This is a genomic window from Kineococcus vitellinus (assembly GCF_009906315.1).
Taxonomy (GTDB): Bacteria; Actinomycetota; Actinomycetes; order Actinomycetales; family Kineococcaceae; genus Kineococcus; species Kineococcus vitellinus.
Window position 1 is genome coordinate 1 of sequence record NZ_JAAALL010000094.1, and the last position, 14,464, is coordinate 14,464.

At 78.3% G+C, this 14,464-nt stretch carries 9 protein-coding genes and 1 pseudogene; 5 read left to right on the plus strand and 5 right to left on the minus strand.

What is annotated here, in order from left to right; genetic code table 11:
- The 5 genes and pseudogenes from GTQ99_RS10405 to GTQ99_RS25065 form a co-directional block, all read left to right on the plus strand.
- Positions 1 to 2,364: pseudogene (locus GTQ99_RS10405) on the plus strand (hypothetical protein); the annotation flags it as partial.
- 38 nt (positions 2,365 to 2,402) lie between these two features.
- Complete coding sequence (locus GTQ99_RS26835; RefSeq protein ID WP_166615664.1) at positions 2,403 to 3,128, plus strand: PilZ domain-containing protein; 726 nt, start codon at positions 2,403 to 2,405, stop codon at positions 3,126 to 3,128.
- Entirely contained in the window at positions 3,125 to 3,391 is a 267-nt protein-coding gene (locus GTQ99_RS10415) for a hypothetical protein (protein ID WP_166615665.1), read from the plus strand. The genes GTQ99_RS26835 and GTQ99_RS10415 overlap by 4 nt, the downstream gene beginning before the upstream one ends.
- A 146-nt stretch (positions 3,392 to 3,537) precedes the next feature.
- A complete protein-coding gene (gene csrA / locus GTQ99_RS10420; protein WP_166615666.1) occupies positions 3,538 to 3,774 on the plus strand; it encodes a carbon storage regulator CsrA in 237 nt (78 codons plus the stop codon).
- Positions 3,775 to 3,927: 153 nt separating this feature from the next.
- Entirely contained in the window at positions 3,928 to 5,673 is a 1,746-nt protein-coding gene (locus tag GTQ99_RS25065) for a diguanylate cyclase domain-containing protein (protein WP_166615667.1), read from the plus strand.
- Positions 5,674 to 6,055: 382 nt separating this feature from the next.
- On the opposite strand, the gene GTQ99_RS26840 is transcribed toward GTQ99_RS25065, so the two are convergent.
- The 5 genes from GTQ99_RS26840 to GTQ99_RS10450 all read right to left on the minus strand — a co-directional run.
- On the minus strand, positions 6,056 to 7,183 hold the full coding sequence (locus GTQ99_RS26840; RefSeq protein ID WP_420814541.1) for an App1 family protein: 1,128 nt from the start codon (positions 7,181 to 7,183) through the stop codon (positions 6,056 to 6,058).
- A gap of 124 nt (positions 7,184 to 7,307) precedes the next feature.
- Positions 7,308 to 8,285 (minus strand): NAD-dependent epimerase/dehydratase family protein, encoded by a 978-nt coding sequence (locus GTQ99_RS10435; RefSeq protein WP_166615668.1) that lies wholly within the window; start codon positions 8,283 to 8,285, stop codon positions 7,308 to 7,310.
- The gene (locus tag GTQ99_RS10440; protein ID WP_205707196.1) at positions 8,282 to 11,020 is read right to left on the minus strand and encodes an alpha/beta fold hydrolase; all 2,739 of its coding nucleotides are present in this window, start codon (positions 11,018 to 11,020) and stop codon (positions 8,282 to 8,284) included. The genes GTQ99_RS10435 and GTQ99_RS10440 overlap by 4 nt, the downstream gene beginning before the upstream one ends.
- Positions 11,021 to 11,127: 107 nt before the next feature.
- Positions 11,128 to 12,138, minus strand: coding sequence for a 3-oxoacyl-ACP synthase III (locus tag GTQ99_RS10445; RefSeq protein ID WP_166615672.1), 1,011 nt, complete (start codon positions 12,136 to 12,138; stop codon positions 11,128 to 11,130).
- 277 nt (positions 12,139 to 12,415) lie between these two features.
- Positions 12,416 to 14,464, minus strand: a 2,049-nt coding sequence (locus GTQ99_RS10450) for a transglutaminase-like domain-containing protein (RefSeq protein WP_166615669.1), incomplete at its 5' end; no start/stop codon positions are given.

Consider the following 14,464-nt stretch of genomic DNA (forward strand, 5'->3'; position numbering starts at 1 on the left):
GTGCAGGAGGCGCCCGCGGGCGACGACTTCGAGGCCGCCCGCCAGGGGCTGCTGGACATGCTCGCCGCCAGCGGTGCCGTCGCCGGCGCCCGCGCCGCCGGGCTGCTGGACGACGCCGACGGCGTGGACGAGGTCGCCGCGGGCACCGCTGCGCCGCACGAACCCGTCCGGGGGCTTCAGGGATCGCCCGCACGTGCCGAGGAGGAGGGCATGCACCTCACCCACACGGCCGACACCCGCACGGCCGAGCAGGCCGTGGCGCTCGAGGCCGAGGAGGCCGCCCACCTGGTGGCCGCCCTCGACGCCGTCGACGCGGCGGAGGCCGAGCGGTTCGAGACCGAGCTGCTCGAGGAGGCCAGTGCGCAGATCGAGCGCGCGGACGCCGAGCAGGCCGCCGCCGAGCGTGCTGCGGCTGAGCGTGCTGCGGCTGAGCAGGCCGCCGCCGAGCAGGCCGCCGCCGAGCAAGCTGCGGCTGAGCAGGCCGCCGCCGAGCGCGCTGCCGAGCGCGCCGCCGCCGAGCGCGCCGAGGTCGAGCGCGCCGCCGCGGAGCGGGCCGCCGCCGAGCGGGCAGAGGTGGAGCGCGCCCGGCGCGCGGAGCAGGAGCGCACGGCGCAGCAGCGCGCGGCGCAGGCCCAGCAGGAGAGGGAGCGGATGAGGCAGCAGGAACTGCAGCGCGAGCAGGAGCGCCAGCTGGCCCGGCGCGAGGAGGCGCGGGCCGACGTCCGCCGCCGCCAGGCCGACCGCATGGCCGCCGCGGCGCCGCAGCCGGCGCGCGAGCGCAGCCTCGGCGAGGTGCTGGCCGCGGCCGATGCCGCCGACGGCAGCAACCGCCTGCAGGCGATGTTCGCCGCCGGCGGCGAGCACGGCGAGCACGGCGGGCGCAGCGGCGCCGCGGCGCTGCCGGGCGCGCGGCGCGAGGCCGCCCAGCAGCCGCTGCGCGGCGCGCAGCCGCACCGCCCGATCTCCACCGAGAGCGACACCTTCGCGCGCACCCTGCAGTCGATGCGCTCCTCGGTCGCCGGCGGGGGAGCCGGTGGCGGGGCCGGTGCGGGCGCCGGGCGAACTCCTGCAACTCCAGTAACCGCTGATGTACGCTCGGTGACCAGGCAGTCGATGCGGCCCGAGCGTCCCCGCCCGGGCCGTCCCGCGGCCGGCGGCGCTGCGGCCCCCGAGGGTCGCCGCAGCACCCCGGCCACCCGCACTCCGGAGGTTCGCGTGTCTGACCAGTTCGGTGCAGCCAACGGCGTCGCCTCCACGCGGCGCACGGAGCGTCCCGAGGCGCGTCCGCTCCGCCGCCCCGAGCTGCGCCGCCCGGCCCCGGTCGAGGACCAGTTCGGCGACCAGTTCGGCGACCAGTTCGGCGACCGCTTCGCGGACGAGCGCTTCGGCGCCCGCGAGGCCGAGCAGACCTGGGCCGAGGTCGCCGAGGGCGGCTACGAGGGCGAGCAGGCGGCGCAGTTCGAGGGCGCCTTCGAGGGCGGCTTCGAGGTCGAGGAGCCGGTGCGCGCCGAGGTGCGCCCGGAGCCGGTGCGCCCGGTGGAGCGCGTGCAGGAGCGCCCGCTCGAGCGGCGGCAGGCCTACCCGGCCGCCGAGGGCTTCGGGCGCGCACCGCGCACCGACGAACGCGGTGGCGCCGGCACTCAGCGCGGCGGCTACGACAACGGCCCGGCCACCGGCCAGGGCAACGGACTTGGCGGGGACGACAACGAGGCGATGACCATGGACATGACTTACCGTGACAACGTGACCACCTACAGCGACCGCCCGGCGGCGCGGACGTCGTACCGCGAGCCGCAGGACACCGGCGACGTGCTGCGCCTGGCGCGCGACATCGACGTGCCCGCGCCGCTGCGCGTCGGCTCCGGCGAGCTCGTCGTCGTCGTCGGCGAGGCCGACGCCGTCGTCCCGGCCGCCCTGCTGGTGGCCGACGAGGTCGGCTCGGAGGCGCCGCTGGTGCTCGGCCGCGCCGACGTGCAGAACACCGTCACCGCCGACGAGCTGCCTGCCCGCCAGGAGCAGGCGCGCCGCTGGAGCGCCCCGCTGACCGTGGCCATCCCGGCCCGGCCCACCGGTGCCGACGCCGAGCGCGCCGCGCGCATGGCCGCCGAGATCGGTGCCGCCGCCGTCGTCGTCTGCGTCGACGCCACCCGCCGCAGCCACGCGGTCGCCAGCCTGCTGCGCGCCCTCGAGCACGTCGGCCTGCCGGCCCGCCGCCTGGCCGTGCACCGCGCCGCCGAGAGCCCGGACCCGCTGGACGTGCTGTCGCTGGACGTGCCCGTCGGCTTCCTCGACGGCCGCCCCGCGACCTCCGGCGCCTGGGCCGGCCTGCTGCTCGACGCCGCCTCCGAGCACGGCCTGCGCTGAAGCGCGGCCGGACCGAGGCTGCGACAGGAGGCCGAGCCGTGGCCAGAAGAGCTTCCGCGGCGGCGCTGACGCGCGCCGCCTCCGCGGCGTGGCCGGGGATCAACGACCGGGTGTGGGTGGAGATCCAGCTGCCCGAGTCCGTCGGCGGTGACGAGGTGCGGGTGCCCACCCGCATCGAGGACGTCGACGACGGCGGTCTGGTCGTCGCCGCGCCCAGCTTCCGGGGCGACCTGCACGTGGTCGCCCCGGGGCTGCCCGTGCGCCTGACCTGGGCCGGCCCGCGCGGCCAGGCCCGCCAGGACTTCCTGCTGGCCGAGGTCGTGCGCCGGCGGGTGCCGGCCTGGGAGCTGGCCCCCAGCAGCGAGGTCGTCGTCGAGCAGCGGCGCCGCTACGCGCGGGTGCCCGCCCGCGGGGCGGCGAGCCTGCACCCCGTGCCCGGCGACCCGCTGCAGCACGAGGACGCGGCCGCCGAGGAGGCCGAGCAGCCCGTCGGCGGGCTGCTCGTCGACCTTAGCGAGGGCGGCGTGGCCGTCAGCGTGCCCGTCGGCAGCTGGCTGCAGCTGGGGCGGCTGGCCCGCGCCGGCTTCGAGCTGGACGGCGCCCCTGTCGTCCAGGCGGGGCAGGTGGTGCGCTCGCTGCCCTCGCTGGACCCGGAGCGGGTGGAGGTGGTGGTGGCCTTCGGCGAGCCCGTCGCGGCCGCCGACCGCCTGCGCCGCTACGTGATGCAGACCCAGATCAAGCAACGCGCCCGAGGAGACCGATGACCCCGATCGTGCTGGCCGCCGGCCTGCTGATGGCCGCACCGTCCCTGTGGGCGGCCTTCACCGGTCGGGGCAGCGTCGACACCGCCCTGCTGCACCTGGTGCTGGGGCTGCTGGTCAGCGCCGTCGCCGGCAGCGTGCTGCGCACGCTCGTGCGCGGCTACCAGGCGCAGGCCGCCCTGGCCGAGGATGAGGGTGCCGAGCCCGGCGAGCACGCCGGCGACCGCTTCGGCCACGGCCCCGGGCGGCGCCGCACCGACGCCTGAGCCCCACCGCCCGCACCCGCCGAGACGCCCGCCCCCGCCCCGCGGGGGCGGGCGTCTCGGTGTCGTGGCACCGCACCGCACCACACGCGTCAATCCTGTGACTCGAACGACATGGCTGACCACGATTCGTCACCTATGCTGTCCCCATGCTGGTCCTGACGCGCAAGGCCGGGGAGTCCGTCGTCATCGGCGACGAGGTCGTGGTGCGCGTCCTCGAAGTCCGCGGTGACGTGGTCCGGGTGGGCATCGACGCCCCCCGCGACGTGCAGGTGCACCGCCAGGAGGTCTACGAGGCCGTGCGCGAGGCCAACGTCGCCGCGGCCGCCGCCTCCGAGGAGGCCGTCAGCGCGCTGCAGGGCTTCGTGCGCCGCGCCGGGTCCTGACCCGCCGGTCCTGACCCACCGGTCCTGACGCGCAGTTCTCGACGCGCGATCGGCCGCGACGGCTCAAGACCCGCCGGGTCCGGGCCGACACCTCCACGGACCGTCCGCGCGCGAGCGGGGCGGCCCGGCGGAGCGACACGTGGAGGTGGGCGGGTGGGCACGACGCCGATCGCGCACCCGCACCCCGCGCAGCTGGTGGACGCGCTGGGCGTCTCGGGTGCGTGCCTGCTGCTGCTGGACGCCGACGGCGTCGTCGCGCACGTCACCCCGGGCCTGGCGCGCCTCGTCGGCGAGGAGCCCGCCGACCTGCTCGGCGCCCGCCGGCTGCCCTGGTGGCTGGGGCCGGCCGTGGGCGGCCCCGTGCCGCCGGCGGCCGCGACGCTGACCGGGCCCGCGCCCACCGGCGCCGACGTGCTGCGCGCCGTGCGCACCGCTCCCGCCGTCGAGCTCGACGTCGACCTCGCCCGCTCCGACGGGCAGCTGCTCGTCGCCGCCGCCCGCGCGTGCCCCACCCCGGACGGGGGAGCGGTGCTGCTCCTGCACGACGTCACCGCCGACCGCGCCGCCCGCCAGCAGCTGCGCACGGTGCTCGGGCGCCAGGAGGCGGTCATCTCCGCCAGCCCGGACACCATCTACCGCGTGCACCTGCCGCAGGGCCTGCTGGAGTGGACCAACGACGGGACCCCCTCCCTGCTGGGCCTGTCCGCCGACGCCGCGGGCCCCGGCGCCGGGTCGGCCGCCGGGTCGGGCGCGGCCGCGCCGGCCGTGCACCCCGACGACCGCGCCAGCGTGCGGCGGGCCCTGGAGGCGCTGCGCGCCTCCGCGCCCGGCGAGGTCGTCGAGTGCACCTACCGGCTGCTCGACGGCCCCGGCGACGGGCGGTGGATCCACACCCGCTCCGTGGTCAGCGACCGCTCCGCCGCCGGGCGGCCGGTGCGCGCCGTCGGCATCGCCCAGGACCTCACCGAGACCATCACGACGATGGACGCCCTCGCCGGCTCCGAGCGGCGCTTCCACGAGATCTTCGCCCGCGGCCCGGTCGGCATGCTGCTCTTCGGGCTGGAGGGGTTCATCAGCGAGGTCAACGACGCGCTGTGCGCCCTGCTGCAGCGCGACGCCGTCGAGCTCGTCGGCTCCAGCGCCGCGGACGTCGTGGACCCCGTCGTCGGCGACCGCGGCAGCACCCGCGACCGCCAGGTCCGCCAGGAGGCCGCCGACCAGGTCGAGCAGCTGCTCTCCGGTGCCGCCGAGGTGGTGCAGCGCGAGCGCCGCTACGAGCGGCCCGACGGCAGCGCGGTGTGGGCGCAGGTCTCCCTGTCGCTCACCTCCACCAGCACCGGCGAGCCGGCCTTCCTCGCCTTCGTCGAGGACGTCACCGCCCGCAAGCGCGAGGCCGAGCAGCTCGAGCACGCCGCCCTGCACGACGCCCTGACGGGGCTGCCCAACCGGGTCAGGGCCGAGGAGCGGCTGCGCGCGGCGCACGCGCGCACCCGGCGCCTGGGCGGCGGCCACGCCGTCCTGTTCGTCGACCTCGACCACTTCAAGGACGTCAACGACACCCTCGGGCACGCCGCCGGCGACGCGCTGCTGCGCGAGGTCGCCGACCGCCTGCGGGGGCTGCTGCGCGCCGGTGACACCGCCGCGCGCATCGGCGGCGACGAGTTCGTGCTCGTGTGCGAGGACGTGGCCGACGCCCGGGCGCTGTCGGCCATCGCCGAGCGCGTCTGCGAGCGCATCACCATCCCCGTCGACCTGGGCGTGCGCACCGTCGTCGTCAGCGCCAGCGTCGGCGCCGCCCGCACCGACGGCGAGCTGGAGCCAGCCGAGCTGCTGCGCCGCGCCGACACCGCGATGTACCGCGCCAAGGCCGCCGGCCGGGCCTGCTGGCGCGCCTCCTGACGCGCCCCCGACGCCCCCGATCGGCCCCCCGACCGGGGGCGTCGAGAGCGTCGAGGGCGATCCCCGTGACCAACCTCACCGGTGCGGGGACCCGTTCGGGTGCAGGCGGGGATTGCCTGGGCGCCGGATGTCGTTACAGTGATCGAGACCCGCCACCCACCCGGTGCGACGACAACGATGTCTGCGGTCGAGCACAGGCACCGTCCGTGAAACTGGAGGTTGAGTGATGGACGACAAGAGCACCCCCGAGAGCAGCGACGTCGTGATCGACGTGCGCAGCATCGACCTGACCACGGTCGCCAACCCGCGGCGCGTCCGGCTCTGACGCCGCGCCCCGACCCCACGAGGCCGGTCCCGCTCACGCGGGGCCGGCCTCGTGCCGTCAGGGGGCGCGCAGCACGCCCGCGCGGTACCAGTGGTGCAGCAGCTCGTAGCCGTTGTCACCCGTGACCCACGGCACGGGGGAGTCGGCCGGGGCCGCGTCCGAGGACAGCGCGTGCCCACCGGCGAGCAGCTGCTCGGCCGGGGTCAGCCGGCGGATCGCCACCCCGCGCACCCGTTCGGGGGCGGCGGCCAGGAACTCCGCGTAGAGCGTCGGGTCGTGCTGGCCGTCGTCGCCGACGAGCAGCCACGTCACCTGCGGCAGCTCGCGCGCCAGCCGCGCCAGCGAACCGCGCTTGTGGGCGCTGCCGTCGCGGAACCAGCCGGTGTTCGTCGGCCCCCAGTCCGTCAGCAGCAGCGGTCCGGCCGGGTAGCCCGTGCGGCGCAGGAAGCGGGTCAGCGTCGGAGCCACGTTCCACGCGCCCGTCGACAGGTACAGCACCGGCGCGCCCGGGTTCTCGGCGGTGATCTGCCGGTACAGCTCCGCCATCCCGTTGACGGGCACCCGGGCGCGCTCGTCGAGCACGAAGCTGTTCCACGCCGCCACCAGCGGACGCGGCAGGCGCGTCACCACCACGGTGTCGTCGATGTCGGACAGCAGCCCGGTGACCGGCTCCTCGCCGACCACGAACACCCGCGAGGCGCCGCTGTGGCCGACGACGATCTCCGGCACCCGGTCCGACCCGCCCTCGGTGTCGTCCTCGGCGGCGTCGACGGCCGCGACGGCGGCCGCCACGCGCTCGGAGTCCAGCGACTGCGGACCCACGGTGAGCACCACCTCGTGCTCACCGGGCGGCAGGTCCACCTGCACGACCTCGTCGAGGAAGCCCTCGCGGTTGGTGCGCAGCACCGTGCGCACCCCCCGCTCACCGCCGATGCGCACGTGCACCTCGGCGTCGGCCACCGGGACGGTGAGGAAGTTGCGCCAGCCGCGCACGCTGCGCAGCTCCTCGCGCTCCACGTCCGCGGAGGTCTCCGCCGGGCCCAGCAGCACCCGCCCCAGCACGCGCACCCATCCCGGCCCGCCGTAGCCGGGGTAGGCCACGGCGCGCGCGTGGTAGCCGCGCCGGCGCAGCCGCCGCCCCACCAGGCCCTTGACGGCGTCCTCCACGCGCGCGGCGCGGTGCAGGCCGTGCTCGCCGGGCCGCGGCGCCAGGTCCAGCGAGCGCAGCTCCTGCAGGTCCTCGCGCGCGTCCTCGCGCAGCCGCGCGCTGCGGCTGCCCCGCCCCGGTCCGGTGATCACCCGACCGACCCTAACGGCCGGTGAAGCCCCCGGCGAGGCGGTCGAAGCCCTCGTCCAGCGGCACCCGGGGCTCCCAGCGCAGCAGCTCGCGGGTGCGGGAGACGTCGAACCAGTGCGCCGTCGACAGCTGCTCGGCCAGGAAGCGCGTCATGGGCGGCTCGTCGGGCAGCGCGAAGCGCGTCCACACCCGCTCCACGACGCTGCCGGCGACCTTGGCCACCCCCGACGGCACCCGCCGGGTCGGGGCCGGCACGCCCGCGGCGCGGCAGATGCGGGCGAAGACCTCGGCGACGGTGCGCGGTTCGCCGTTGGTCACCACGAACGCCTGCCCGTGCACGCCCTCGTCGGTGCAGCGCTCCAGCGCGGCCACCAGCGCGTCCACCGCGTTGTCGACGTAGGTGGTGTCGATGAGCGCCGTGCCGTCGTCCAGCAGCGGCAGCCGGCCCGCGCGCGCCCGGTCGGCGATGCGCTGCACCAGCTGCGTGTCGCCGGGCCCCAGCACGATGTGCGGGCGCACCGCGCACACCGCGAAGCCGGGGGAGTCCTCGGCCAGCGCCAGCAGCTCGGCCTGCGCCTTGGTCACCGCGTAGGAGCCGTGCGCGGCCGCCGGGTCCGCCGGGGTGGTGCCCACCCCGACCAGCGCCGAGCCCGCGTGCGCCACCGACGGGGAGCTGACCATCACGAAGCGGGAGACGCCCGCCTCCCGCGCCGCGGCCAGCAGGGTGCGCGTGCCCTCGACGTTGGTGGCCACGTACTCCGGGTGCGGGCCGGTCACCGACACCTTCGCCGCCAGGTGCACGACGGCGTCGACGCCCTCGACGGCCCGGCGCACCGCCGCCTGCTCGGTGATGGAGCCGAGCACCTCCTCCGGGCCCTCCAGGGACGCCGGGCGGCGCTGCAGCACCCGCACGTCGTGGCCGCGGCGGTGCACCGCCAGCGCCGTCTCGCGCCCGAGCATCCCGCTCGCACCGGTCACCAGGACCTTCACGCCAGCCTCCCCGCCCGCTCGCCCGCCAGGGTCCGCTCCGCCCAGGCGCCCACCCGCGCCCGGTCGATCTTGGAGTTGTGCCGCACGTCCGTGGGCAGCGCCGGCACCAGCAGCACCGCCGCCAGGTTGCGCCCGGTGGCCACCCGCACCGCCTGGGACAGCTCGGGACCGGCGACGGTCGTGCGCGCCACCGGACCGCCCGCGGCCGCGTCCGCCTCGGCCACGACGACCAGCTGGCGCGCCGCGCGCGGCCCCACGCCCACGAGCGCCGCCCGGGCGACGCCCTCGACGCTCTCCGCGCGCTGCTCGACGCCGACCGGGGTGACGACCTCGTCGGCGGTGACGACGACGTGCGCCAGGCGCCCCTCGATCCACACCCGCCCCGCCTCGTCCAGGTGGCCCACGTCGCCGGTGCGGTGCCAGCGGCCCGCGCCGACCGCGGCGCGCAGCGCCGGGGAGGGGAGCACGTCGACGCTGGCCGCCTGGGTCAGCCACAGCTGGTCGTAGTGGTCCTTGACGTGCTCACCGCCGACGACGACCTCGCCGCTGACCCCGGGGGCGTCCACCAGCTCCCGCCCGGCGCGCCCGTCGGCGTCCAGCGGCGCGACCGCCACCACGACGCCCTCCACCGGCCGGCCCACGCAGGTGCCCTCGCCCGCGCCGGCCTCCAGCACGTCCGAGAGGCCGACGTCGGTGGCCGGCAGCACCTCGGTGGCCCCGTAGGGGGTGCGCGGGTCGGCCAGCGGCATCAGCTCGCGCACCCGCTGCAGCAGCGGCGTCGGCACCGGCGCACCCGCGCTCAGCAGCACCCGCACCCCGGCCAGCGCCTCCCGCTGCGCGCCGGTCAGCGCGTCCGCGGTGGCCAGCACGTTGACGACCGCCGCGGGCGCCAGGAAGACCGAGGTGGCCCGGCCGGCGGCGACCGCGTCGGCCAGCGCCCCCGCGGTCAGCGTCGCCGGGCGCGTGACGTCCATCGCCGGGACCACGCAGGTGGCGCCCAGCGCGGGGCCGAACAGCGCGAACGGCGCGAACGCCGACACCAGCGGCTGCCCCGGCCCGATCCGGATGGTGCGCCCCATGGCCCGCGCCAGCTGCGCGAGCTGGGCGTGGGTGTAGACGACGCCCTTGGCCGGGCCCGTGGAGCCGGAGGTGAACAGCACCGCGGCCTGCGCCGAGGGCTGCGGCACAGGCGGCAGCGCCGATCCGGCGGCCAGCCGCTGCGCGCCGGTGCGGGCCACGTCGACGAGGTGGGCGGTGGCGCCCAGCGCGCGCAGCGCGAGCCCGGAGACGTCCCCGGCGGCGATCCGGCGCCCCGGCCAGCGCAGCGCGCGGGCCGCGGCCAGCGCCTTCGGCACCCCGACGACCCAGTCGACCCCGGCGCCGGTGACGGCGCGGGTCAGCCCGCGCACGCCCAGACCGGCGTCGGCGACGACGGCGACGGCCCCCACGCGCAGCACCGCGTACAGCGCGGCCGTCAGGTCCGCCCCCGGCGGCACGAGCAGCGAGACCCGCTGCCCCGGCTGCACGCCGAGCGCGAGCAGGCCGGCCGCCAGCTCGTCGGTGCGCCGCTGCAGCAGCCCCCAGCCGACGGTGCGCGAGCCGCCGTCGGCGGCGACCTCCACGACCGCGGGGGCGTCCGCGGTGGCCGGGTCGCCGGCTTGGGCGGCGAGGGCGTCGAAGACGCCGGCCCCCGGCGCGGCGGGTGCCGCGGCCCCCGGTGCGCCCGCGGGTGCGTCCGCCTGCCCGTCGGGCTGCTCGTCCGGTGCGGACCGCAGCACGCGCTCGTCCAGCCAGCGCAGCACCGCGGCCGCGAACAGCGGGTCCTCCGGCGACAGGTGGCTGGCGGTGGCCAGGCGGTGCACGTCGGCGTGCGGCACCCGGCGGCGCCAGTCGCGCAGGAACTCCTCGCCGAAGACGGGGTCGCGCGGGCCCCACAGCACCAGCGTCGGCAGCCGTGCGGCGGCCAGCGCGGCGACGCCCTCGGTGACGGCGTCCAGCGCGGGCCGGCTGGGGTGGGCGGAGCCGATCGGCACGTCGGCGACGAAGGCCTCGATGCCGGCCCGCTCCGCGCGGGTGCGGTAGGGCGCGCGGTAGGCCGCGCGCACGGCGGGCTCCAGCGCCGGCCGCGGCAGCGCCAGCGTGGTGCGCAGGAACAGCTCGCTGCGGCTGGTGACCGCCGGCAGCACGCCCGGCAGCGTCGCCAGCTTCAGCGCGCCCGGGGCGGGCGCGGACGCGGGGTAGGAGGCCGCCGTGTTGGCCACGACCAGGCCGGCCAGCCGCACCCGCGAGCCGCTGTGGCGGCTGCGCCCGGAGCGGGCCAGCTCCCCGGCGGCCCAGCCCGAGGCGACGATGCCGCCCCAGTCCTGCCCGACGGCCACCACGCGCCCGGACAGCCCGAGCACCTCGACGAGGTTCGCGAGGTCCTCCACGCGCTCGGCCAGCCGGCGGCTGCGGCCGGTGCGCTCGGAGTAGCCCATCTCCAGCTGGTCCACCGCCACCACCCGCCAGCGCGGGCGGTGCCGCACGGCCTGCGCGGCCAGGTGGCGCCACAGGTAGGACCACGTGGGGTTGCCGTGCACGCACAGCAGCGTCCCGGCGAGCTCGTCCCCGTCCTGCGCGCCGTCGGGCGCGGTGTCCAGCACGTGCCAGCGCCGCTCGACCCCGTCGGCGTCCGGGGCGCTGACCAGCCGCGACCAGCGCGGGTCCAGCCCCGGCAGGTCGCGCGGCGGCAGCACCGCGGGCAGCGTCGGCGAGGACGGCGGGCGCGGGCCCGGGTGCGAACCGGCACCCGGGCCCGCGTGGGAACCCGCGGTCGCGGAGGGCGCGGGGGGAGGCTCCGTCGTCACCAGGCCAGCTCGATCATCGCCGTGTTCAGGCCCGAGCCCACGCCCATCGCCACGACCCGGTCACCGGGCGAGAGCTCCGGCGCCGTCGCCGCCAGCGTCATCGGCAGCGAGATCGGCCCCACGTTGCCCCAGCGGGGGAAGGTCATGGGGACCTTGGCGGCGTCCACGCCGATGCGCTCCACCAGCGTCTCGGTGTGCACCCGGGAGATCTGGTGGATGACGAAGCGGTCGGCGTCGCGCCAGCCCCAGCGCCGGTCGCCGCCGGTGAAGGCGTCGGCGACGATCTCGATGCCCTCGGTGAGCATGAGCTTGGCGTCGGTGCGCATGTGGTTCATGTCGCCGATGCACAGCTCGTGGTGCGCGGTGCCCGCGCGCGTCACCCCGCCGAGGATGCGGTGCGCCTCGGGGTGCTCGTCCGCGCGGCCGATGACCGCCGCCGCCGCCCCGCACCCGAGCGTCATCGTCGCGAACTCGTTGAGGAAGTCCTTGCGGGTGATGCCCTCGCGCTGCAGGCGGTCGATCGTGCCCCGGTGCATCGAGCGCACGTCCTCGGCGCCCAGCACGACGGCGTAGCGGATGACGCCCGCGTCGATCATCGCGGAGGCCACCTGCACGCCGTTGACCCACGCCAGGCACGCGTTGGTGATGTCGAAGTTCATCGCCGACGGCGGCAGGTCCATGCCGTGGTGCACCGACGTCGCGATCGCCGGCTCCAGGTGCGGGCGGGTGACCGTCGTGCTGATGACCAGACCCACGTCGGCGGCGTCCACCCCCGCCTCCGAGAGGGCCTTGACGCCGCACTCGGCGGCCACGTCGGCGGCGTTCTGCCCCGGCGCCCACCAGCGGCGCTCGCTCACCCCCGCGACCTTCTCCAGCAGCCCGGGGCGCAGCCGCAGCCGCTGCAGCGTGTCGGAGAGCACGTCGTCGAAGTGCGAGGAGGGCACCACCACGGGCGCCTCGACGTGCGAGATGGACAGCAGCGCGGCGTTGGCGGGCTCGAACGTCATGTTGCCGAGCGCGTCGGGGCTCGTCGCACCGACGGGCCGGCCGGTCGAAGGGTTGTTCAAGGGCTTCCCCGATTCCTGGTCGTCGGCCGCGCGGCGGAGGTACGCCGTGCCGCTCGCACACGTGCTCCTGCAGCTGCTGCCCCCGCTGGCCAGAGGCCACCGGCGCGGCGAGGACTCAGGTTAACCGCCGGGGACGGCGGCGCCCGTCGAGGTGCCCCCCGGGGTGTCCGACGGGTGTCGGGAGTGTCGGGCGTCACACCCGTCGCCGCTGCCGTGCTCACCCAGCGCCGACGCCGTGCTCACGCTCCGCTCCGCGCGCTCGGCGGGTCGCCGCCAGCAGCGACGCACCGGCGCGCTGCAGCTCCTCGCGCGCCGTCCGCAGCTCGGCCGGCGGCGGCACCCGCCGCGCGAAGCACGCCCGCTCCACCACCTCCAGCGCCGCCGTCCCCGGCACCCGCGGCGCCACGGCACCCAGCCGCGCGGCCCACGCCGACAGCCCCTCCGCGGCGCCCCGGCGCAGCGGCGCCGGCAGCGCCGCCTCCCAGGCCTGCAGCGCCAGCAGCAGCTCCACCGTCACCACGTCCCGGCGCGCGCCCGCACCGCCCGCACCCGCGCCGCGGGCGGCCCGGCGCACCCGCCACCACCGCAGCAGCCCGGCGCCCAGCCCGGCCAGCGCCACCAGGGCCGCGGCCACCAGCCACCGCGCCCGTTCGTCGGCCAGCAGCGCGTCCACCCGCTGCTGCACCTCCCGCCAGGCGCGGGCCGGCAGCGAGGCGGCCCCGCCCCGCACCAGGGGCGCCCCGGCCGTGGGGTCCGAGGACGTCCACCCCCGGCCGGGCACCCACACCTCCACCCACGCGTGCGCGTCGGCCGAGCGCAGCACCCGCCGCGAGGCGTCGCCCGCCACCGGCTCCCCGCCGGAGAAGCCCGTCACCAGCCGCGCCGGCACGCCCGCGCTGCGCAGCAGCACGACCTCGGCGCTGGCGAACTGCTCGCAGAAGCCGATGCGGTCGGTGAAGAGGAACTCCGCCACGGAGTCCTCGTCGGCGTCCGGGACGGGGGCCTCCAGGGAATAGCGGGCGCCGGCGCGCAGGTGCCGCTCCACCGCGCGGGCCGCCGCCAACGGGTCCCCGGCGCGCGGCCCGGCCAGCTGCGCGCCGAGGTCGCGCACCCGCTGCGGCAGCGAGGACGGCAGCTGCAGCCAGCGGGCCGGGTCGGCCGGTGCGGCCGCGGCGGTGCCCGCGCCCGGGGCGGGGGCACCGTCCGAGGTCGTCGCCACCGGGGTGGAGGTGACGACGTAGGAGCGGTGCGCAGGCAGCAGCCGGGCGCCGGAGGCCGTCGGCGCCAGCTCGGCGTCGGTGGCCAGCGCGGCGGGCGCCCCGGCGGACACCAGCGCGGGGTAGTCGCCGAGCGGCTCGACGGCGTCGGTGCGCTGCGGCCCGCCCCCGCCCGCGCCCTCCTCGGCGTCGGCGACGTAGCGCGGCTGCCCGTCGTCGGCACCGGTGCGCTCGTACCAGACCGTGCCCGCGCCCGCCGCGCTCCAGCCGTGCCCGTCGTAGGTGTCCAGCACGGCCGCCCGCCACAGCGCGGGGGAGTCCGCCGGCACCGACAGCAGCGGCGTGAGCGGCAGCTCCCCGCGCGCGTCCAGGTCCAGCTCGCCGTCCGCGTAGGCCCGGGCCGTGCGCGCACCGTCGCCGCCGCGCGCACCGCCGGCCGCGGAGCGCTCCCCGCCGAGGCCGCCGGGCAGGGCGGCGCCGTCCGGCTGCGGCAGCAGCAGGAAGAGCACCAGGCCGGCCAGCCCGGCCGCTCCCAGCGCGCGGGCGCTGCGCGCGCGCTGGGCGGCGTCGGCGCCGCGGTGCGGCACCGACAGCGCGAACCCGGCCAGGGCGCCGGCCCACACCAGCGCGAGCGGGCCGGCCAGCGCCGGCACCGGGGCGATGCCCGCCGCGGCCAGCGCGACGAGCACGGCCAGGCCCAGCGCCAGCCGCAGCGCGCGCAGCGTGCTCGCGGTGCCCACCTGCCCGACCGCCAGCGCGAGGGCAGCCACCGGCCACAGCGCCGGCACCCCACCGTCGGCCACCAGGCCCGGCGCCCACACGGCCACCGCGGCGGCCCCGGCCACCCCCGCCGTGCGCGCCGCCCGCCGGCCGCGCACGAGCGTCGCCGCGACGAGGGCGGCGAGCGCGCACACCGCCCCGCCGGCGGGCAGCTGACCCGTGCTCAGCAGCGCCAGCGCCGCCGCGCCGACCGCGACGAGCGCGCAGCCCCGGGCCGCGCTCGTGGGGGCGTGGGTGGCGTAGGCGTCGGCGCCCCCACGAGCGCGGCC

Bases quoted from the DNA above. Each gene is read 5' to 3' on its own strand.
- GTQ99_RS10415 (WP_166615665.1), top strand. From the start codon at position 3,125: ATGACCCCGATCGTGCTGGCCGCCGGCCTGCTGATGGCCGCACCGTCC.
- csrA (WP_166615666.1), top strand. From the start codon at position 3,538: ATGCTGGTCCTGACGCGCAAGGCCGGGGAGTCCGTCGTCATCGGCGAC.
- GTQ99_RS10445 (WP_166615672.1), bottom strand. From the start codon at position 12,138: ATGACGTTCGAGCCCGCCAACGCCGCGCTGCTGTCCATCTCGCACGTC.